The 21,422-nt window shown below is 29.3% G+C and carries 17 protein-coding genes and 1 tRNA gene; 6 read left to right on the plus strand and 12 right to left on the minus strand.

Features of this window, described 5'->3' with window-relative positions:
• The first annotated feature begins 218 nt into the window (after nt 1-218).
• Nucleotides 219-1,637: an MATE family efflux transporter gene (locus ACZ5SO_RS01735; protein WP_464626358.1), complete on the plus strand. Its 1,419-nt coding sequence runs from the start codon at nt 219-221 to the stop codon at nt 1,635-1,637.
• 11 nt (nt 1,638-1,648) lie between these two features.
• Here the strand turns inward: ACZ5SO_RS01735 and ACZ5SO_RS01740 are convergent, their stop codons facing one another.
• The 9 genes from ACZ5SO_RS01740 to ACZ5SO_RS01780 form a co-directional block, all read right to left on the minus strand.
• Nucleotides 1,649-2,965 carry a HAMP domain-containing sensor histidine kinase gene (locus tag ACZ5SO_RS01740; RefSeq protein ID WP_464626359.1) on the minus strand — a complete coding sequence of 439 codons (1,317 nt, stop codon included), beginning with the start codon at nt 2,963-2,965 and terminating at the stop codon, nt 1,649-1,651.
• A complete protein-coding gene (locus ACZ5SO_RS01745) occupies nt 2,937-3,656 on the minus strand; it encodes a response regulator transcription factor (protein ID WP_464626361.1) in 720 nt (239 codons plus the stop codon). The genes ACZ5SO_RS01740 and ACZ5SO_RS01745 overlap by 29 nt, the downstream gene beginning before the upstream one ends.
• The gene (locus ACZ5SO_RS01750) at nt 3,656-4,900 is read right to left on the minus strand and encodes a hypothetical protein (protein ID WP_464626362.1); all 1,245 of its coding nucleotides are present in this window, start codon (nt 4,898-4,900) and stop codon (nt 3,656-3,658) included. The genes ACZ5SO_RS01745 and ACZ5SO_RS01750 overlap by 1 nt, the downstream gene beginning before the upstream one ends.
• Before the next feature lie 10 nt (nt 4,901-4,910).
• Complete coding sequence (locus tag ACZ5SO_RS01755) at nt 4,911-5,663, minus strand: outer membrane lipoprotein-sorting protein (protein WP_464626363.1); 753 nt, start codon at nt 5,661-5,663, stop codon at nt 4,911-4,913.
• Between the two features lie 10 nt (nt 5,664-5,673).
• Entirely contained in the window at nt 5,674-6,987 is a 1,314-nt protein-coding gene (locus ACZ5SO_RS01760) for an ABC transporter permease (RefSeq protein WP_464626365.1), read from the minus strand.
• An 8-nt stretch (nt 6,988-6,995) separates the two neighbouring features.
• Nucleotides 6,996-8,513, minus strand: a complete 1,518-nt coding sequence (locus ACZ5SO_RS01765; protein ID WP_464626367.1) for an ABC transporter permease — start codon at nt 8,511-8,513, stop codon at nt 6,996-6,998.
• A gap of 8 nt (nt 8,514-8,521) precedes the next feature.
• Entirely contained in the window at nt 8,522-9,235 is a 714-nt protein-coding gene (locus tag ACZ5SO_RS01770) for an ABC transporter ATP-binding protein (protein ID WP_464626368.1), read from the minus strand.
• Nucleotides 9,236-9,477: 242 nt separating this feature from the next.
• Nucleotides 9,478-10,527 carry a ribonucleotide-diphosphate reductase subunit beta gene (locus tag ACZ5SO_RS01775; RefSeq protein ID WP_464626370.1) on the minus strand — a complete coding sequence of 350 codons (1,050 nt, stop codon included), beginning with the start codon at nt 10,525-10,527 and terminating at the stop codon, nt 9,478-9,480.
• Between the two features lie 14 nt (nt 10,528-10,541).
• On the minus strand, nt 10,542-13,073 hold the full coding sequence (locus ACZ5SO_RS01780; RefSeq protein WP_464626371.1) for a ribonucleoside-diphosphate reductase subunit alpha: 2,532 nt from the start codon (nt 13,071-13,073) through the stop codon (nt 10,542-10,544).
• A 274-nt stretch (nt 13,074-13,347) separates the two neighbouring features.
• Here ACZ5SO_RS01780 and ACZ5SO_RS01785 point away from each other — a divergent pair, with 274 nt between their 5' ends.
• From ACZ5SO_RS01785 to ACZ5SO_RS01800, 4 genes are all read left to right on the plus strand, one after another.
• Entirely contained in the window at nt 13,348-14,568 is a 1,221-nt protein-coding gene (locus tag ACZ5SO_RS01785; RefSeq protein WP_464626373.1) for an MFS transporter, read from the plus strand.
• A gap of 133 nt (nt 14,569-14,701) precedes the next feature.
• Complete coding sequence (locus ACZ5SO_RS01790) at nt 14,702-15,556, plus strand: mechanosensitive ion channel family protein (RefSeq protein ID WP_464626375.1); 855 nt, start codon at nt 14,702-14,704, stop codon at nt 15,554-15,556.
• 208 nt (nt 15,557-15,764) lie between these two features.
• Nucleotides 15,765-16,208, plus strand: a complete 444-nt coding sequence (locus tag ACZ5SO_RS01795) for an HTH domain-containing protein (protein WP_464626031.1) — start codon at nt 15,765-15,767, stop codon at nt 16,206-16,208.
• Between the two features lie 11 nt (nt 16,209-16,219).
• Nucleotides 16,220-17,128 (plus strand): IS3 family transposase, encoded by a 909-nt coding sequence (locus tag ACZ5SO_RS01800; RefSeq protein ID WP_464626030.1) that lies wholly within the window; start codon nt 16,220-16,222, stop codon nt 17,126-17,128.
• 160 nt (nt 17,129-17,288) lie between these two features.
• On the opposite strand, the gene ACZ5SO_RS01805 is transcribed toward ACZ5SO_RS01800, so the two are convergent.
• The 3 genes from ACZ5SO_RS01805 to ACZ5SO_RS01815 all read right to left on the minus strand — a co-directional run bounded on the left by ACZ5SO_RS01805 (nt 17,289) and on the right by ACZ5SO_RS01815 (nt 20,406).
• Nucleotides 17,289-17,360 (minus strand) — tRNA-Gly (locus tag ACZ5SO_RS01805).
• Nucleotides 17,361-17,447: 87 nt separating this feature from the next.
• Entirely contained in the window at nt 17,448-19,706 is a 2,259-nt protein-coding gene (locus tag ACZ5SO_RS01810; protein WP_464626376.1) for an AAA family ATPase, read from the minus strand.
• A 7-nt stretch (nt 19,707-19,713) separates the two neighbouring features.
• Entirely contained in the window at nt 19,714-20,406 is a 693-nt protein-coding gene (locus ACZ5SO_RS01815) for a hypothetical protein (protein ID WP_464626378.1), read from the minus strand.
• A 228-nt stretch (nt 20,407-20,634) separates the two neighbouring features.
• Here ACZ5SO_RS01815 and ACZ5SO_RS01820 point away from each other — a divergent pair, with 228 nt between their 5' ends.
• Complete coding sequence (locus ACZ5SO_RS01820) at nt 20,635-21,345, plus strand: Bax inhibitor-1/YccA family protein (RefSeq protein WP_464626380.1); 711 nt, start codon at nt 20,635-20,637, stop codon at nt 21,343-21,345.
• Nucleotides 21,346-21,422: the final 77 nt, after the last annotated feature.

Consider the following 21,422-nt stretch of genomic DNA (forward strand, 5'->3'; position numbering starts at 1 on the left):
TATTAAACTACATATATTCTATATATTTCTATATTGACATTAACTTTTTATAAAACTAAAATTATAGAGTTTGAGAAATAATTTTAATATTGATTTTATCTCTGAATTTCGACTTATTTATTGAAAATTCAAACACAATATAAACTAATAATGACTTTATTTGATCTATTTTAAACCTAATATTTAAATTGTAAATTATTTAATAATGGAGCTAATAATTGATTACTGATAAAAAAGAAAAAGGTATTTCTAGAGAAAATAGAAAGATATTTGAGAGTGATCCTATATCTCATGCTGTTTTAAAATTAGCTGTTCCAACTGTTGTAACAATGCTAATTATAATTTTATACAACATGGTTGATATTTTTTTTGTTGGACAATTAGGAGATCCCAATAAAGTTGCTGCTATTTCTGTTGCAACTCCTATTTTTTTATTATTGATGGCTTTTGGGAATATGTTTGGCATAGGTGGGGCAACTTTCATTTCTAGGGCATTAGGTAAAAGAGAAGATTATAAGGTTAAGAATATTAGTAGTTTCTGTTTTTATGGAAGTATCTTTATAGGTGTTGTGAGTGCTTTAGTTTATTCTCTTTATTCAAAGTCAATAATTTTTTCTTCAGGTGCTAGCGAAAATACCTATAGAGATGCAAAATTATATTTAGATACAATTGCATTTTTTGCCCCAATAGTTGTTTTATCAACAACTTTTTCAAATCTAGTTAGGGGAGAAGGTAGTGCAAAGAAATCTATGAATGGAATGGTCCTTGGTACTTTAACAAATATAATTTTAGACCCTATTTTTATTCTAGATTATATAAATATATTTGGATTTAAATTCAACTTATTAGCAATGGGAGTTAAGGGAGCAGCTATTGCAACTATTATTGGAAATAGTATATCTGTCTCATATTTCTTATGGATAATTTTAATTAAAAATAAGTCAATTCTAAATTTGAATATTAAGAATTTTAAGATGAGAGATAATATTTTTAAAGAAGTTATATCTATCGGACTACCTGCAGCATTGGTCAATATTTTAATGAGTATTAGTAATATTTTATTAAATACTGTTTTAGCGAAACATGGTGATGTTGCTATAGCTGCAATGGGTGTTGCATTAAAAGCAAATTTATTAGCTGTTCTAATACAGGAAGGGGTTTCTTCTGGGACTCAACCTTTGATTGCTTATAATTATGGAGCTAAGAATATATCTAGACAAAAAGAAGCTATGAAATTTGCTATGAAAGTTAATTTTATAATAGGTCTTACATTAGCAATTATTTATATAATTTTTGCTTCTCAAATTATTAATATTTTTATTGCAAATGCCGTAGTTATTGAGATGGGTGCAAAGATGTTACGAGCCTTGATGATATCTGTTCCATTTGTTGGTATTATGTTTGTTTATCAATTTACTTTTCAAGCAATGGGAAACGGTTTTGCTTCTTTAGTTTTAGCTGTTAGTAGACAAGGTTTTATTTATATTCCAGTGTTATATTTATTAGATTATTTAATGGGGTTAAACGGTATTGCTTTCTCACAACCAATTAGCGATATTTTATCTGCAATAATAGGGGCACTTATTTTTTATTCTCTGAAGGTAAAACTCAGTAATTCAAATAAAAATTTAGGATAGTTATATGCTGTTTAATAGGCTGGAATAGTTATTACAAAGCTTATTGTGTTTTCAATTTTATCTAATTTAGTATTAATTTTCCAGTCATGACTATCAATAATTGATTTTACAGTTGCTAGACCAAGGCCAAAGCCTTTTCCTCTTCGACTGTTATCTCCTCTAAAGAATGGTTCAAATATATTTTCTAAAAAATCTTCAGTAATTTCAAATTTATTATAATTTGTTAAAGAGATAGTAATACCATTATAATCTTGCGAAGCTTCAAGTATAATAGGGTTTGAGAGATCTCCATATTTTATAGAATTCTCAACTAAATTCTCTAAAGCTCTACTAAATAAAACTTCATCAAATGCTGTTTCAAAGTCTTTGTTAAATTTTAAATTATAGATAAAATTTATTTTTTTTATACTAAAATCTAATTTTACATTTGTACAATAAGTATCGAGCACTGGGTATAATTTCTTTTTCTTTAAAGTTGTTTTAAACCCTTGATCAGTTATTTTAATATACTTTATTAAAGAAGAAATTCTCTCTATTAACAAGTTACTTTTATCATGTATTATATTTAAATATAAGGTTTCTGTTTCTTTATCTTGTGCCATTCCATCTCTTAAGGCTTCAGTATATCCAATAATCGAAGATAAAGGGGTCTTTAAATCGTGGGATACGCCTGCAAAGAATCTAGTTATTTGATGTCGGTCATTTTTAATTTGAATTCTCATATTTTCAAGAGAATTATCTAAGAATACAAAGTTATCCTTTCCATGGGTATTTATGGGTGTATCATAATCACCTTTAGCTATGTTTTCAGTTGCTAGTTCTAATTCTTTTATATGTTTTCTTATCTTATTAATTCCTATAAAAGAAAGCAAACATAGTGCTAGTAAGATGTATCTAAAAAATAGACCAATCAAGATTATTGATTTTGTGAAGAGTGAGAAAGATATATAAACAATATAGTTTTTACCATTTTTTAATGTAATTTCTTTTTTTATAGTATTCATTGGAGTATTTTCGACTTCGACAGAGCTATAGATTGGTATATTATCTGAAACAATTAATATATTTGTTTTAGTCTCGATTTGTTCAATGGCTTCAATTATTTCCTGTTCATTGTCGAAATATTCTAGATTATCTACAACTTCTAATAAATCTTTATGTCCAAGTTTTGATATGGGATATAAATTGTGTTCTTTGGAGAATATATCATTAGAATACGTTACTATAGGAATGATAACTAAAATTATGAATGATAAAAGTAAAGGGGGGAATATAAGATAAAATAAATTGTTATATCTTTTAACTTTTTCGGGTTTGTTTTCTTTCATTTAATATTTCCTTTTCAAAGTAATATCCTTTACCTCTTACTGTTTTTATATATCTTGGGTTATGATAATCAGGTTCTATTTTTTTTCTAAGTCTTTGAATATATACAGTTACAGTAGATATATCTCCATATTCTTGTTCCCAAATTTCATCATACAAGTCTTGAGTTGAGAAAACACTTCCTGCTTTAGTAATTAAAAATAAAAGTATTTCAAATTCTTTAATTGGTAGGGGAACAATTTTGCCTGATTTTTTCAAGCTATAGCTATTTGTAAAAAGCTCAAAATCATCAAATTGAATTGTTGCATCACTATTTGTATTGAGATTTTCTTTAGCTCTCCTGAGAATGGCTCTAACTCTAGCGACTAAAACTTTAGGTGCAAATGGTTTTATAACAAACTCATCTGCTCCTATTGCTAAACCCATTATTATATCTTCATCTGCTTCTCTTGCTGATACAATAATAACAGGTATTTGAGAAAATTGTCTAACTTTTGTTAAAAATTCAAAACCATCAATTCCCGGAAGGTTAATATCTAGAAGGATCAAGTCGAAGTTATTCTTTTTCAATAGAATTAAACCTTTTTCGGCTGAAATTACATGTTCTACTTCTATTCCTTCTTTTTTAAGGTATAAAATTTCTAACTGTGCTAGTTCAACTTCATCTTCTATAATTAACACTTTTGCTTGCATTAAAAGTCTCCTGATCCTAGAGTTAATGATATATATGGTTTGATAGTATTTACCTCTCCCCAATAATAATAGGCTCCAAGGCCTATATTAACATCATCATTAACATCATACCATAAATTTCCAAGTACAACACCACTTGATTCTTTAAGTACATTTATTGAATACAATGAGATGCCATAATCATTTGGTAGTGATATTGACAGTAGGCCTGCAAGTTGATGTGTAGCATCATAAGAAATGGAATTAAAAGTTGAAACTCCATCTTGATTATAATAATATTGAGCAATAAAGGTGACTGAGGTATCTACTAAATCATCAATACTTTTAAATACCTGTAATCCAGCTGTTCCCGAAAAATAGAACTCGCTTCCATCATAAGATTCAACAACTTCAGCAAATATATCTATATCAGTAAAAATAGAGGTTGAACCTGTTAATGCGATTTTACTTGGAGTTGTTGCTTGATCGTATGTATAATAACCACTTAAAGTATATTCACCTTGTCCAATAACCTTTTCATATCTTGCAGCAAAGCCTAAATCTTCAGGACTATAATCACTTTCATCAGGAAGTGTTATATATCCATATAGATTATCATTTCCTAGTGGTCTATTAACTTTTATAGCTAAAGGCCCTTCTTGATCTTCTTCAGGGTCTAAAGGATCTATACTTGAAATGTTTAGTAAATTAGCAGGACTGTAAAAATATCCTACACCCATATTTAATGTTTGTTTACCAACTCTTACATAGTAGTCATCACTGACAATAAAGTCATAAAATAATTCTTCAATTTTAAAGAAATTATCTTCTTCATTTTCTAATGGGGTAGATGGATCATCCTCAATATTCTTGAATGGGAAGGATACAGATGTTTTAGCAAAAAATCTAGTTTCAGTTGTGGGTCTTGCACTAATTTGTAGCTCTGTAGATATATCGGATTCAGCAAAATATTCAAGAGAAGAAGAATCATCAAAATCGTAATTGAACCCTGTTTTAAATATAAAAGAATATGATCCTGAGATAATAGATTCATTCGTCAACAAGTCATCTGTTAAGCTGATTTGAGGGGTTAAATCCGATTCGTCACTTTCAAATAGGCTATCATTATTAAATAGATCATCACTTGAGAGAGAAGAGGAATTATCAAATACCTCTTCTGTTTCAAAAAGTGAATCAAAGTTATCTGCAAAAATTGATGTAATTGCTATTGTTGCAATAAAGGCTATACTTATTATTTTTTTCATATCATTTTCCTTAATTGTTTACTCTTTCGATATATGATTTTGTGAATACAGAGTCTGGAATATCATCAGTTGAAATATTTGTAATTTGTATAGTAGTTTTCTTGCCTTCAATTAATTCATCTTGGAAAATCATATAAGTGGCTACATAATTATTATCTACAATTTTATATTTAGTATAATAACTAGTCCTAAGTAAAGTTTTGCTTTTACTAAACTCTTCTTTTTTTAAGATTACTGTTCCGTTTTTTGCTACATAGATTGTTTGGTATGGGTAAGTGACTTCATTATTTGTTGCCTCTAAATTAATTATATTTACTTCATAATTACCAAGTTTACTCTCTGTAATATCAACAATTTTATAATCTTCAATTAAACTTGAAGATGTGAAATCCGAATTGTTGGCATCTGAATCGTTAAATTGCTCTTTTAAAGATGTATGTGAAAATTTTCTACTATCTGGGTCATAGAACCATAAATTCTCTTCGATTAATAAATAGCCTTGGCCTTTTTTAATAGTTGGTTCTTTTATTAGTAATAAGAATTTTTCATCATCGTCATTCCTAAATTGATAGACAACAGTTTTTTCAATACCATCTTCAGGGTCTTCACTTATCATAGTTAAAGTGGCACTAAAGTCGCTTCCTTCAAAATTAGATTGTTTATCTATTGTTTGAAGAATGTTGTTTCCCTCTTCAATTGTTGTTGAAAATGCTGAGTTAAGTATTACTGCAGCTATAAATATTGTTGTAAGTATTTTTTTCATAATTTTTCTCCTAGCGTAGTTCTTCTGCTACTGATTTTTTTAGTGCACTATTAACAGGTCTTGAAACTGCGAATAAACTTATAAGCGTTACTAGTACTGCGACAAATAGTACAAAACCTATGTTAATAGGGAAGTAGATATGGTTCTCTCTTAAAATCAAAGATAAAGCTCCTTGATCAGGATTTATTGGAATTAGAGATACAATTCTTGTAATTATTAATTCAGCAAGAAACCCTAATGGAACACCTTTAACAGCTATTAAAATACCTTCTAGATTGAAAAGTTTTTTAACTGACTTTTTCTGCATTCCCATAGCTCTCATCGTTCCAATTTCTAATACCCTTTCGTTCATAATTAGTCTGAAAGTGTTTATTAATCCAACCATCGTAATTAATAGCATTATGAAAAATATTGCATAGGCTATTATGTTTATTATATTCAGTGCAGTTATTGCTGCATCTGTAAAATCCGTAAGATTAGATAGTGTAAAACGAGTTCCATCCCATTCTTGATTAACATCATTTGCGAACATACTCATTCTAGCTGACATGAAGTCATCTTCTTCATCTGAAGGAAGAGGAAGGACTCCACCATTTTTCTCAATCGAAGTTGTAATTGTAGATTGGACTAAATCAATATTGTTTGCATCATTCAATTCTAAGGTAAGTGTTTGATATTCATTTTCATCTAAACCAAGGACACTATTTAATCCCTCTATTGATACATAACTAGAAGATGTTCCAATTAGACTGTTACTTTGAGCTACTCCAATTACATTGTAATTTGCTACATTTTCTTGTCCAGAAACTGTTTGGAAGCTAAAAATTATATCATCACCGATATTTATTCCTAAATCTTCAAAGGCTTCTTCACTTAAGATGATGTTTTCAGGGTTTTCAATACCATCGATTGTTCCATCAATAATTACCAAATCATCCTTTAATTGTTGTTCGCTCTCCCAATCTATTCCAGTTACTGAGGCAGATGTGGATTGACTGTGGAAAATTAAAGTTCCACTAGAATTAGACCTTTTATGATAACTTTTGATTAAGGATTGATCTACATCGTCTATCGCACTTTGCAATATATCTACATCAGATATTTTATTAACAATTTTTCCGCTTTCCAATTGTTCATCACCACTGATATATATATGTCCTCCAAGTGCTGAGGTGATTCCCTTTTCTATATTTACAGTAAATCCCGAGGTTAGACTTTGAATTAGGATAATTACCATAGTTCCAAATGCGATTGCGAATGTAAGCATATTGCTTTTCTTTTTTTGTCTTTTGACATTTCTATTTGCTATTTTAAAATATTTCATGATAACTCCTATTTGCTCATCGCTTCACGAGGTGATATTCTTAGTGCAACTGAAACAGGATATAAGACTGAGAATACAGAGATGACTGTGATACTGATTATTGATAGCAATATGGATGCTCCACTAATTTTAGGTATGAAGACATCTCCTCCAAGTATAATTTTTGTGAAAGTCCCTGTAGCTTGGATTCCAATTTGACTAGTTATTGCTAATATTGTAACTCCTAGTATTATCCCAATTATTCCAAATACTACTGTAATGAAAATTGTCTCTAGGCTTATCATGTTTCTAATGTAGCTCTTCTTTGCTCCAAGAGCCCTCATTGTCCCAATTTCATTAGTACGTTCGGAAATTGAAACTACTAGTGTGTTCATAATTACTATTACAACTACTATAGCTATAAGAGCTAAAATTGCGTAAAAGACTATAGAAATTACATCAGCTAGTTGTGCTGAGATTCCAGCACCTTTTGTCCATTCATAAGCTATTAAGTCTAAATCTTTTTCTTCAAACATTTGATTTAAATCATTGACTACACTTTTCGTATTTGTAGAAGAATCTGTTTTGATTAACATGTAACTAAAGGCATCATTATTTATAGTATTTAAGGCATCCCTTTGAGTTGTATCTCCTAGTATGTCGTAAATATCTGTTGAAATTGAATTATCACCTGTAGTGGAATCTGTAGAAAATAATGAAGAAGTAGACGAGGTGAATAAATTATCATCTGCAAATAAGTTATCACTGTCTGATGAAAATAGTGACTCTTCATCAAAAGATCCTAAATTTGCTTTCTCACTGTCATTTAGGTTCAAATCTGCTTCAGTATTTAATAATATACCATTTAGTGCTCTAATATTGTCCAAATCTAAGAAACTTATTAATGAAATATCTATAGCATCATCTTCATATTGATGGATTCCTCTAATTGTGACTTCTCTAACTTTAGTCCCAGATGTTTCATTTATACTAGTAAGTAATATTTTATCTCCAATTTCTATTTCTTCAGTTGTCGTTGAGTTTAACATATCATATACATATTGTGATAAAACTATTCCTTCTTCACCTTCTTGTAAAAAAGATCCTTCTTTAATGTTTAGACCTTCAGGAAACATTTTTTCATAATCTACAGGATCTATTCCTCTAAATATTCCAAAACCTTTTCCGTTTTCGCCTATTGTTATTAACCCGGCTGCATTAATTTGACCTGTAGTATCTTTGATGCCTTTTATTTGTGTTACTTCATTTTCTATTTCTGCGTAATTTGTTATGACTGCGTTTGCACCATCGCTATCAAAGGAAGGCATAATTAAGGATGGTTCAACATTATCAGATGGGGAAATAAAAATGCTACCTGTGTATTTATTTACATAATTCTCTTCAATTCCTGCATTAAGTGTATTTAAAATACTTGAGCCTATTATTAAGATGGCTACATTTAGTGTAATTAAAACACCTATTATCAATGTTTTAGATTTATGTAATTTTAAATTTCTAAAGGCAAGTTTGGCTGTTGAAAAATTCATATTTTCTCCTATTGCTCATGTCTTGAATTAGAAATAATTTCGCCATCTTTCAACTTGATGATATGATCTGCTATCTCTACAATTGCAGGATCATGGGTTGAAAAAACAAAGGTTGTTCCTAAATTTTTATTCATTTTTTTCATTAATTGGATTATTGCTTCACTACTTTTTGAATCGAGATTAGCTGTAGGTTCATCTGCTAGAATAATAGATGGTTTTGTAACTAAAGCTCTTGCGACTGCGACTCTTTGTCTCTGTCCACCAGACAGTTCATTTGGTTTATGTTCTCTCCAATCTTCTAGACCTACTGTTTCAATTAAGTAATTAATCCATTTTTTATTTTCTTTTTTTTCTTCTTCCGTTTGTTTTCCAAATAATAGGGGAAATTCAATATTTTCATATATATTTAAAACAGGAATTAAATTGAAAGACTGGAAAATAAAGCCAAGAGTATCATGTCTTAATTTTGTAATTTCTGATTCTGTTAAACCGTTAGTAACTTTATTGTCAATACTAACTGTTCCTGTATCTGCTGTATCAATACAACCAACCATATTTAAAATGGTGGATTTGCCTGATCCAGAAGGTCCTGAAAAAGATACAAAGTCTCCTTGGGTAAGTGAAAAGGATACATTTTTAATTGCATGAACTTTTGTTTTCCCTAAAGAGTAATATTTATTTACATTTTCGAATTTAATTATGCTTGTATTATCTAAACTCATTGTTTGCTCCGTTTTTAATTTATTGAATACAGAATAAGAGAAGTAAGATTTATTTTGTATAGATTATAAATTAACAATTAATAACAATTTGTTATTGAGTAGAGCTTTGTAATATTTTCATATCTAGTAAGACTTTATTTTTATGTATAAAAATCCCCCAAAGTAGGAATTAAAATTATTTTGTCTACTTTGGAGGATATTATAGTAAGATTTGTTTATATAGATAGTTTTACTTATTAATTTTATAGATCATCAATTAAAGCTGAGCTTTTAGCGTAAGCTGTGCTTTTTGCTTCAAAGAAGTCTGTTTTAATTAAATTAGCATTTGAATATTGGCCAACCCATTTAAGTGTTTCTGGTTCACTATCATGACCTTCATATAATTTTTCGAAGCCTAGTTGTGTACAACGAAGATTTCCTAGGTATTGGATATAATCTGTAACCATTTGTTTATTTAAACCGGCGATATTGTCTCCAATAACATAATGGCCCCATTCGATTTCCATTTCACAACCTGTTTTAATCATTTCTCTATATTGATCAATTAATTCTGGAGTGAACATCTCTGGTTCTTCTTGCTTCATTTCTAAAAGGATTGATCTAAATAACCAAAGGTGAGTATTCTCATCTCTATTTATATATCTTATCTCTTGAACTGAGCCAGGCATTTTACTGTTTCTTCCTAAGTTATAGAAAAACATAAACCCTGAATAGAAATAAACACCTTCCAAAATATAGTTAGCAATCATTGTTCTAACTAGACTTTTTAAATTTGGATTTTCTTGGAATTCATTATATAAGTTTCCAATAAATTTATTTCTTTCTAATAAGTGCTTATCATCTTTCCATTGGTAGAGTATTTCAGTTCTCTCTTCAGGGGAACAAATTGTATCTAACATATAACCATAGCTTTGAGAATGTACAGCTTCTTGGAAAGCTTGGATTGTTAAACAAAGGTTTACTTCATTAGCTGTAATGTAATTACTTACATTAGGCAAATTAGCAGTTTGAACACTATCTAGAAATATTAAGAAACTTAAAACTTTATCATAAGCTTCTTTTTCATATTTGTCCAATAATCTATAGTCTTGTACATCAGTGTTCATATTGATTTCTTCAGGAACCCAGAAGTTGTTCATAGCTTGTCTATACCAATCACTTACCCAACTATATTTGATATTGTTAAAATCATTTAAATTAGTAGTGTTACCACCTACCATTTTTCTCTTATCTAAAGAGATATCTCCAAATTCATTGAACATAGGTCTTCTTTTTAAAGTGTATTTATCCATAGTTTTCTCCTTCTTTATGAGCTACATGAGGCACATTCTTCTACTTCTAAAGCTTTGCTTCTTAAATAATAGATTGTTTTAACTTTATTTTTATATGCTTCAATATATAAATCTAAAATGGTTCTAAATGACATTTCATTTGTAATGTATAAATTCAAACTCATAGCTTGATCTATATGCCTTTGTTTTGTCCCTGCTGCCTTTACGCTCCATCTTTGGTCGATTAAGTGAGCACTTTTGTAATACCAGAAAGTATCAGCACTAAGTTCAGGGGCTACTCTTGGTATTATCATGTTTTTCTTTTCTTCTAAGAAGAACTTATCCATTATAGGATCAAGGCCAGCTGTAGTTCCAATTAAAATACTAGTGCTACTTGTTGGGGCTATTGCCATTAGATATGAATTTCTTATTCCATTAGAATTTACTTCTTTTTTCAATTCTAACCATTTATCACTTGTATAGTTCCTTCTTTCAAAATATTTTCCAGTATCCCATTCACTGTTTTTGAAATAAGTATAGCTTCCTTTTTCTTTACTTATGTTCATACTTGCTTTAATAGCACTGTAATTTATATTTTCAAAGACTTTATCTACGTAATCTAAATGAGCTTGGCTTTCCCAACTTATTTTATGTTTTGCTAGCATATGATGATAACCACTTACGCCAAGGCCAATTGCTCTATATTTTTGGTTAGTTACTTTAGCATATGGAACAGGGTACATATTTAAATCGATAACATTGTCTAGGGCTCTAACAACACTAGAGACTGTGTTATCAATATCTTGAGGATCATCGGTATCAATATTCCCCAATGCTAAAGATGCTAAGTTACAAACAACAAATTCACCTGGTTTCGTTTTTTCAACTATAACCGTATCTCCATCTTCAGTTGTGATTTCGTTGGTAACTAGTTGAATTTCCTTCATGTTTTGAGCAATTTCTGTGCATAAGTTAGAACAGTAGATTATTCCTTCATGCTTATTTGGGTTTGCTTCATTTACAATATCTCTATTAAAGGTAAATGGTGTTCCTGTTTCAATAGATGATTTTAAAATTAAACGAATTAAATCTTTAACTGAAATAGTCCTCTTTGAAATTTTAGGATCCTTTACACAACTTTTATATCTTTCTTCCCATTCTTTTCCATAGAAATCTTCTAGATGATAGCCTTTTACTTTATGAATTTCATAAGGACACATTAAGTACCAAGTTCCATTTATATCTTTTTCAACCATTTCCCAAAATAGGTTTGGGTAACAAACAGCCGGGAAAACATCATGAGCTTTCATTCTATCGTCCCCATTGTTTGTTCTAAGTTGTAAAAATTCTGGTAAATCTTTGTGCCAAGCATCTAGGTAAACAGCAACAGCTCCCTGTCTAACACCTAATTGGTCAACAGCAACTGCGGTATCATTAGCTAGTTTAATCCAACGAATAACGCCACCTGCAATTCCTTTGAAGTCTCTAATAGCAGAACCAACAGCTCTAACTTTTCCAAAATATAATCCCATTCCTCCACCAAATTTACTTACTTTAGCAAAGTTGTCGAGGGATCTATAAATTCCATCTAAAGAATCTGGAACTGTATCAATGAAACAAGATGAAAGTTGATGATATGGTTTTCTTGAATTGCTAAGGGTTGGGGTAGCCATAGTGACTTTATGTAGACTTAACATGTCATAGAATTTTTTTACCCATATTAATCTATTATTTTTTTCATTCATAGCAAGGTGTAAGGCAATTCCTAAATACATTTGCTGAGGAGTTTCTAATAATTTGTTGTCATGTGTTTTAATAACATATCTTTTGAGAATTAAATCTAAACCACTGAAAGTAAATAGTTTATTTCTTTCATTATCTATAAAAGTTTCTACTTCATCTATTTCTTCTTTTGAATAGTTTTCTAAGATGTATTTACCATATAAACTATTTTCGGTCAGAAAGCTTAATTTTTCAAAGAAAGTATTAAAGCCAAATTGTATTTTATATTTCTTTAAGTTATTAGCAAATTGTAGATATAATAGTCTTGCTGCAATGAATTCCCAATCTGGAGCCTCAATTGTCGTCAGTTCAACACTGGCTTTAATAAGAGAATTTAATTTATCATCTTTAGTCATTTGAGGTTTTGTAAAAGCAATATATTTATTATATAATAAGCCTAAACTGTATTGTTGAGAAGGATAGTCTTTTTGAACTTCTCTTAAAACGTCATTTAAATTAGCATAGTCTAAATCATTGCATATTAAACGTCTATCTTCTCTTTTTTGAGTTTGATTAGATCTATATAAAATATAACACTTAGCAACATCAAAATATTTATGAGCCATTAGTGTCTCTTCGACTAAATCTTGAATTCTTTCAACTTCTATTTCTTTGTTGTTTTCTTCTTTTAGGCGAGATTCTATTTCTTTTACTAATATATTTAAGGTTTTTTTTGTAATTTTTATATTTTTTGCAATAAATGCACTTTGAATTGCTTGAAGTATTTTATCTGATTGATAATCTTCAAGTTTTCCATTTCGTTTAACAATTTTTGTTAATTTCATGTATTCTCCTAATTACTCTTGTATTAAGTAATATACTCCTAATAAGTATAACTGAATGATAAGCTAAAATTATGCTTATTGAAAAGGCTTAGCTTTGGTTTAATTTACATTTAACATAATTTTCTTTTTATATAAAGATGAATTATATACTGATGTCTTTTTACAAGTTTTAAAAGTATATATTCAAATGATTTTGTTTTTGCTTAGGTAAATATCATATGTCAATTATTTTGTTTATAGGGTATAATTAATAAAAATTGATTAAGGGAATATTATGAAAAATAGAAATTATATGGGGTTTTTGTGGCATGCTGTCTTTTTATCTTTGACTACCACTTTTACAGAAGTTAATACTGTAATTCCATCACTGATTTTAAGTATTGGGGGATCTGCAATTAATGTTGGAATCGTTAGTGCAATTGTAATCGGTCTCCCTGTTGTGACTAAATTGTTTTTTTCAAGTTTTCTCTCATCTAGAAAAAGAAAAAAGCCTTATCTTTTGCTTGGTATCAATCTCCGTATTTTATCTCTAATTAGCATTGCTCTTACTCTTGTTTGGTATAAAAGCTTTAGTTTTGTTGTTATTATTCTGCTTTTATATGCTGAATTGCTAATTTTCTCTGTTGGGGGAGCTTTTGCAAGTTTACCTTATGTTTATTTATTAGGTGAGTTTACAAGAGATATTAGAATTCAATTTTTTACTAAAAGGCAATTAATTTCTAGTATAGGTATGCTCTTATCTGTTATAACTGCTAGATATATTTTATCGAGATGGGAATATCCAACTCAATACATAATATTATTTTCTATTTCTGCAATTGCTTTATTGATTGCATCTATTGGTTTTTGGATTATAAAAGAAAAGCCGGCAGCTTTGGTTAAAAGTGTTTCTATATTTTCAGTTCTAAAAGGACTCCCTCAATTATTTAAAAAGGATAAGAATTTTTTTACCTTTTTGATATATTCCAATATTATGGGAGCTGCATTGGCCCTAATTCCTTTTTATATTGGTTATGGTAAGGCTTCTTTTTCTATGGATAGCAAAACTGTAGGGTATGTTTTATTGATTCAAATTATGGGAATGTTTGTTGCTTCTTTTATTTATCCTAAAATCATAAAACAAAAAGGGTTTAAAGGTATTTTAAAATTAAGGATTTTCCTTCATGTTACTCTACCTATATTAGCTATATTGATAGCTACAAATGGTACTTTAATGGCTTATTTATTTATTTTCTTTATAATCGGCTTTGCTATTAGTGCAAGAACTATAAGTGAAGATGCTGCTCTTATCGAATTAAGTACTGAAGAAAATAGGGTAATATATACAGCTCTTGCTGGCACCTTAAATATTGCTATTATTATTTTCCCTTTAATTTTAGGCTTATTAATTTCTAAGGTAGGCTATTTACCAATTTTCCTATTGTCTGCTGTTCTAACATTAGCTGCTTTTCCAATCTTAAATACTTTGCTTTGTCCAATTGATGTTAAAAATTAATATACTGTTAAAAATTTTACTTTTAAAAAATATATATATGTTTTTATAGACTTTCAATATTTAATAAGTTAGACTTTAAAAATAAAATGTAAGTAATGTAACTTTTTTGATAGGCTTAATGTAGGAGGTTTATATGAGTCTTTTTATTTCATTAGCAAGTTCTGTATCATCAAATATCGTTGAAGCTTTACAATTTTGGAAATCTAGTGGATTTTCTTCTTTTATCACAAATTTAATTTCTGCTATTGTGGTTTTTATAATAGGATGGATTGTTTTACGTATTCTCCTAAGTAGTGTAAAGAAGATTTTGTCAAAAAGTAAGAAAATTAGTGAATTATTTCAAGAGTATTTGTTGAAAATTCTCTCTATTTTGGCTTGGATTATAGTTTTTGTAACGGTTTTAGCCCAGTTAGGTATTGATATGGGTCCTATGATAGCTGGTCTAGGTGTTACTGGTGTTGTTTTAGGCTTAGCTCTAAAAGATTCAATTTCAAACTTTTTTGCAGGTTTTATGATTATTTTAAATGAATTATTTAGAAAGGGTGATTATGTACAACTAGGTTCTTTATCTGGAACGGTAAAAACTATGGATTTAATGAGTGTTAGATTAGCTACTCCGGATGGTAAAAATATTACAGTTAGTAATAATATAGTTTGGGGGGCTCCTGTTACTAATTTTTCAAATACCGATAAGAGACGTGTTGATATCACAGTTGGCGTTCCTTATGATTGTGATCTTAAAGTTGCAAAGGCTGTGTTTAGTGATTTAATAAATTCTTATCCTGAAGTAAAAAAGGATTTAGGAGTTACTATTGAAATTGCTGAACTAGCTGAATCTTCTATTAATTTTGTAATTAGACCATGGGTTAGTCCATCAGATTATTGGCCTGTATTATTTAGATTTAATAGTGAAGTAATTGGTAAACTTGCTGAAAAGAATATTTATTTACCATTTCCACAAATGGATGTTCACTTGGATAAGAATTAACAGAGCTAATTTATCTTATAAAAAAATACGGAATTAGTTTTACCCAATTCCGTATTTTTATATATATGGAAATTCTATTTGGAGGATAAAATGAACCGGCACGGAAAGTTTAGACATTTAAATAAAACTTAATCGCCCCTAAGTACCACATTGAATCATATATTTAGAAAAGATTAGTTATGGTATACTAGTCTTGATGGAGATTTAGATGGGTAAAAGGTACTTTAGTGAAGAAGAAATTGCTAAATTAAGAGCAAATGAGTATGTTGAAAAAGTTAGTGAAAAATCAATTAAATATACTTTGGAATTTAAAAAGGAATTTTGGAGAAGATATCAAGGTGGCCAATCACCAGAAAATATATTTCTTGCTTTAGGTTTTGATTTAGATATTATTAATCGAGAGAGAATTTATGGATTAACTAATAATGTTAAAAGACAGGCTACAAGAGCAAATGGATTTGAAGACACTAGAGTTAATAATAAAGGAAGACCTAGAATTAAAGAACCAATATCTGTTGAAGAGAAATTAAAAGCTCAAGAATTAGAAATTAAAAAACTAAATCAAAAGTTGGAATTTCTAAAAAAAAACATCATGATAGAGGAAAAATATTCACTATCGCGACAGCAGAGAAGGAAGAAAAAAAGAAAATAATACAAGCACAATTGCTAGATCCGGATAATCTATTAACAGTTGAAGAATTATGTGGGGTAGCGGCAATATCAAGAGCTGGTTATTACTATTGGCTTAATTCTAAAGATAATCGTGATGCAAGAGAGTCAAAAGATAGATCTGCATTTGATATAATATTAAATGTCTATAAGCATAGAAAGTTTAAGAAAGGTTCTAGACAAATCTATATGGTACTAAGAGATACACCAAATAAGATGAGCTTAGAAAAGATAAGAAGATTGATGAAAAAATATGGATTATTTTGTCCAATTAGGAAAGCTAACCCATATAGAAAAATGCTTAAAGCAACACAAACAAGTACTTATGCTAAAAATAGAGTTCAAAGAAAATGGGGAGATTATGGACCTGGAGAGTTATTAACAACAGATATTACTTATATGTATTATGGAGTTAATAGAAGTAAAAAAGCCTATTTATCAGTAATAAGAGATGCTTGTACAAAACAGGTATTATCATTTGTATTGTCAGATAATTTAAGAGAAGAGTTTGTACTAGAAACTGTTGATCAATTAATAGATAGATATGGAAGCCAATTAAGTAAACATGTTATTATCACAAGTGACCAGGGTGTACATTACTCTGCAAGAGAATATAGAAGAAAATTAAAGAAGTATAATATTAAACGCTCTATGAGTAGACGTGCGAACTGCTGGGATAATTCGCCGCAAGAAAGCTTTTTTGGTCATATGAAAGATGAGATAAATATTACAGAATGTAATAAATTTGAAGAATTAAAATATTGTATTAATGAGTATATGAATTATTACAATAATGAAAGATACCAATGGGATATTTGTAAAATGACTCCTAATCAATATAATAAGTATTTGAGGAAAGGCCATTACATAATTCCTGGAAAAGGCAAAGCTAAAGTTGCATAATTACAACTTTAACTTTTGGATAATGTGGTATACTAGATTAAGTAAAATTAAGTTTGTCTAAAAAAGGCGAACCAGTTCAAAAAATTAATTTTGTTTTTTTAAATATTAAATTAAAATTTAACACTCCAAAAAAAAAGGTAACCACAAGCGGGTTACCAAGAGCGAAAGACGGGACTTGAACCCGCGACATCCACCTTGGCAAGGTGGAGCTCTACCACTGAGCTACTTTCGCATTACTGTTTTTGTTAAGTATCTCAACTCGCATTAATATGCCAAAAAAGAAAAATTTTGTCTAGAGGTTTTTGCAAAAAATTTTGAATTATTTTACTTTAGCATGGATTTCTTTCCAAGCTTCTTCACCTTTAATATCTTTGTTTTTTTGTATCTTTATCTCCTTTTTAGAAAGTTTAACTATTGCTACTTTATGATACCAATTAATACTTTTATTGCCTAATTCTGCTGTGAGTGTTTTAACAAGTTCTTCTTTATTGTAGTCTATTTTTAAAAAGTTGAGTGTTGGATCATATGTTTTTTCAACCCATCTTCTTATATCTGTAGTATTAACAAACCTAAGTTCTTTTTGAGAGAGAACTGTTAAATCATTATTATAACCTAGTGTAGTAGTTAATTCAATTAAATCATCTCCTTTCCAACCACAAAGTCCTTGTTTATTATGTTTATATATAACTTGTTCACATTGTAAAATTAACTTTTTAGCTTCCGGATTTATTATAAATGATGATAATTTAGAGCCTTCACTTGGAATAGTTTGGGCTATTAAGATGTCTGAATCTTTAGATAGTTTAGTCTCTATTAATTTTATAATACTTTCAACATTAGAAAAATTAGATAATTGATTTCTCAATATTATATGCTCAAAATATATATCATTATCTAGCATTTTTATAAAAGTAGCTAAGGGCGCATTTTTAACAAAAGGTTTATTTAATTCATCTAGTTTAGATGCATAATGATTTATATAATCAAATTGTTCTTGGTTATTTACTTGAGCACAAACATAACCTTCAGGTGTTGCTCTAAAAGCTTCCCATAATAAAAGTCCATGTCCAGCTCCTAGTATTAGTATTCTATCTGATCTTTTTATATTGATTTTACTATATAGAACATTTTTAATTTTTTCTAAAAGTATTCCTCTTTCACTTGTAGTTCTTTTAAGCCATTTTTCTCTATCTTTGTCGTTTGGAGAATATGTTAGATTTTCTATAAATGCATCTTCTAAGCTAGCTTCAAGTTGTGCTTCTCTTCTAGATAGGACTTTATTCTTTATTATTTTTTCATATCCTAATTCTCCAGGATTATAAAACACTTTTCCTTGAAGGGAATTTGGCAGATATTGTTGAGCTACAAAATGATCTTTGTATGCATGAGGATATAAATATCCTTCTCCATGACCAAAGCCTTTGCTATCTCTAGAAGCATCTCTTAAATGATTTGGAACTTCATCGTCTTGTTTTTCTTTTTCAACTGTTTTTAAGGCATCGAAGAAGGAAAGGGTGCTATTGCTTTTTTCACATGTTGATAGATATAAGGCGGCATGTGTTAAATGAAATCTTCCTTCAGGCAGTCCTATTCTATCAAATGCTGCTGCATCTGCATTTACTATACTTACTGCTTGAGGATCTGCAAGTCCAATATCTTCAGCTGCACTTATTAACATTCTTCTAAAAATAAATCTTGGATCTTCTCCTGCACTTATCATCTTTGCTAGCCAATAAAGTGTAGCATCAGGGTCACTTCCTCTTATACTTTTTATAAAGGCGGAGATTACATCATAGTGATAATCTCCTTCCTTATCATATAATACTGCCTTTTGTTGAATACTTTCTTCAGCAGCTTCTTTAGTAATTAAAATCTTACTGTTAATTGGAGGCGGAAAATGATCTACAGAAGTTTCAACAGCAAGTTGTAAAGCATTTAGTAAACTTCTAGCATCTCCCTTTGCAACATCTATTAAGTGTTCAAGGGCATCATCTTCAAATGAAATATCATAATTTCCATATCCTCTCTCTTTATCTTTTAAAGCTTGCTTGGCTATTAAATATAAGTCTTCATCTTTTAGAGTTTTAAGTTGGAATATCCTAGAACGACTTACAAGGGCTGCATTTACTTCAAAGAAAGGATTTTCTGTTGTAGCTCCAATTAAGATAAAGGTGCCATTTTCAACCCATGGAAGGAGGGCATCTTGTTGACTTTTATTCCACCTATGAACTTCATCTATAAATAAAATAGTTCTAGTTTGATAAAAGTCTAATCTATCTTTTGCTTGTTTTATTTCTTCTCTAAGTTCTTTTACCCCAGATAATACTGCATTTAAAGTTGTAAAATGACTTTTTGTTGTGTTTGCAATTACACGTGCTAATGTTGTTTTACCTGTTCCTGGTGGGCCATAAAATATTACAGATGATAACTGATCTGCTTGTATAGCTCTCCTAAGCAGCCTGCCTTTACCCACAATATGGTCTTGTCCAATATATTCTTCCAAGTTTCTAGGTCGCATTCTAGCTGCTAATGGTTCGTTGTGTGTATTTGTGTTTCTAAATAAAGTGTTTTGTTCCATTTTGTACCTAAAGTATTGTGATTGTATTCAAATCTAGTGGTTTGTTTAATAAGTCTAATTCTTCTTCGTTATTATTTAATTCACTGATTAAAACTTTGATAAATACTGTTTTCATTCTTGGTGTTATATTTGTTGATATGGTAGGAGGACTTGGTCTATTTAAGTTCTCTAACCCATAACAGTAAATATTATAATTGTATGCCATATGTTTATAAAGAGAAGCAACGTATTCGAGTTTTTTTTCTAAGATATTGTTTATCTCTATAAATATTTCGTCTCTATATTGTTCAAAAAGGATTGTGGATGTTTTTTTATCAATTGTGTATTTATTATTTACGTCTGGATAAATTAGAGGAAATTTAATTTGTTGGCTATAATATATTAATATTTGTTGTATCTCAAAAAGGGAAGAAATATATGCATTATGTACTTCTATATCAAATTCTTCTAGGTTTGTATTTAAAAAAGGTATTTCATTTTTTTGTAATTCTAAATTTGCGTAGGCACTTCCAACAATTTCGTCTAGAGACAAGGAAGTAAAAGGTTCAGTTTCTAAGTTATATATACTCTGTGTTAAAATATATTCCATTATCTGAGACACTTTTGATTGTTGTGTCGAGATTGGAACTATTTCAACACTTTTGCAAGAAAATAAAGTTAAAATAATTATTAATAATAAAAGATACCTATTTTTTTTCATATTGTTTAGATTATACCATTGAAGTTATAATTAATAAATATTGAATTGCCTTTTTTAAAATTATCAAGCAACTTTTTATTCATATAAAATACATATTTTGTATTTCTTTATATACTAATTAATTAGTATCTGTTGTGACTAAAAAATTTTTATTAATAAAGCTTTAGAACTTGACGATTTGACTTAAAGGCTTTACCTTATATTACATAGATATTAGAGGAGGCCATAATGGCAAATAATATTAATTTTGCTTCTTCAAGCGATATTAGAGTTCGCGAAAGAAGTATGATCAAAAATGTTTATGCATGGATGAGTGCTGGCTTAGGGTTAACTGCATTAACAGCCTATGGAGTAGCAAACAATCAAAGCTTGATGACTATGTTACTTTCAAATCGTTTCTCCTTTATGATGTTGTTCATAGTTCAAATTGGATTAGTAATGTATTTATCAAGTAAGATTCAAGACTTGAGTAGAAATGCATCAACTCTTGCGTTCTTGGCTTATGCATTTGTAACTGGAGTTACTTTTAGTACAATCTTCTATGCGTTTAATATTCAAACAATATTTTTGGCTTTCTTAACTGCTTCTTTAATGTTTGTAGGTATGGCCGCATATGCTCAATTTACTAATAAAGATTTATCCGGAATAGGCTATTATTCTAGAATGGCCCTTTGGGGAATTATTATAACGATGCTTTTAAATTTCTTCTTTAAATCTTCTGCCTTAGATTACTTTATATCTTTGATTGGTGTTGCAGCATTTTTAGGCCTAACAGCATGGGATGTACAAAAGATTAAAAGAACTAATGATCAATATCTTTCAAGTATGAGTGAGATTGACTACCACAGAGCTAGTATTTTTGGTGCGTTAACCCTATATCTTGATTTCATCAACTTATTCTTATTCTTATTAAGAATTTTTGGTGGAAGAGACAATTAAAAGTTAACTTAAACAAAAATTTAAAAAGAGCCATTTACAGTCTATGACTAGTAGTGGCTCTTTTGCTTTGTATATCA

This window comes from Pleomorphochaeta naphthae, assembly GCF_055396005.1.

What these genes read in the sequence shown, in the direction of transcription:
- ACZ5SO_RS01780 (WP_464626371.1), bottom strand. Translation starts at nt 13,073, where the DNA reads ATGAAATTAACAAAAATTGTTAAACGAAATGGAAAACTTGAAGATTAT.
- ACZ5SO_RS01785 (WP_464626373.1), top strand. Translation starts at nt 13,348, where the DNA reads ATGAAAAATAGAAATTATATGGGGTTTTTGTGGCATGCTGTCTTTTTA.
- ACZ5SO_RS01750 (WP_464626362.1), bottom strand. Translation starts at nt 4,900, where the DNA reads ATGAAAAAAATAATAAGTATAGCCTTTATTGCAACAATAGCAATTACA.
- ACZ5SO_RS01815 (WP_464626378.1), bottom strand. Translation starts at nt 20,406, where the DNA reads ATGAAAAAAAATAGGTATCTTTTATTATTAATAATTATTTTAACTTTA.
- ACZ5SO_RS01790 (WP_464626375.1), top strand. Translation starts at nt 14,702, where the DNA reads ATGAGTCTTTTTATTTCATTAGCAAGTTCTGTATCATCAAATATCGTT.
- ACZ5SO_RS01740 (WP_464626359.1), bottom strand. Translation starts at nt 2,965, where the DNA reads ATGAAAGAAAACAAACCCGAAAAAGTTAAAAGATATAACAATTTATTT.
- ACZ5SO_RS01760 (WP_464626365.1), bottom strand. Translation starts at nt 6,987, where the DNA reads ATGAAATATTTTAAAATAGCAAATAGAAATGTCAAAAGACAAAAAAAG.
- ACZ5SO_RS01755 (WP_464626363.1), bottom strand. Translation starts at nt 5,663, where the DNA reads ATGAAAAAAATACTTACAACAATATTTATAGCTGCAGTAATACTTAAC.
- ACZ5SO_RS01795 (WP_464626031.1), top strand. Translation starts at nt 15,765, where the DNA reads ATGGGTAAAAGGTACTTTAGTGAAGAAGAAATTGCTAAATTAAGAGCA.
- ACZ5SO_RS01810 (WP_464626376.1), bottom strand. Translation starts at nt 19,706, where the DNA reads ATGGAACAAAACACTTTATTTAGAAACACAAATACACACAACGAACCA.
- ACZ5SO_RS01820 (WP_464626380.1), top strand. Translation starts at nt 20,635, where the DNA reads ATGGCAAATAATATTAATTTTGCTTCTTCAAGCGATATTAGAGTTCGC.
- ACZ5SO_RS01765 (WP_464626367.1), bottom strand. Translation starts at nt 8,513, where the DNA reads ATGAATTTTTCAACAGCCAAACTTGCCTTTAGAAATTTAAAATTACAT.
- ACZ5SO_RS01770 (WP_464626368.1), bottom strand. Translation starts at nt 9,235, where the DNA reads ATGAGTTTAGATAATACAAGCATAATTAAATTCGAAAATGTAAATAAA.
- ACZ5SO_RS01775 (WP_464626370.1), bottom strand. Translation starts at nt 10,527, where the DNA reads ATGGATAAATACACTTTAAAAAGAAGACCTATGTTCAATGAATTTGGA.
- ACZ5SO_RS01745 (WP_464626361.1), bottom strand. Translation starts at nt 3,656, where the DNA reads ATGCAAGCAAAAGTGTTAATTATAGAAGATGAAGTTGAACTAGCACAG.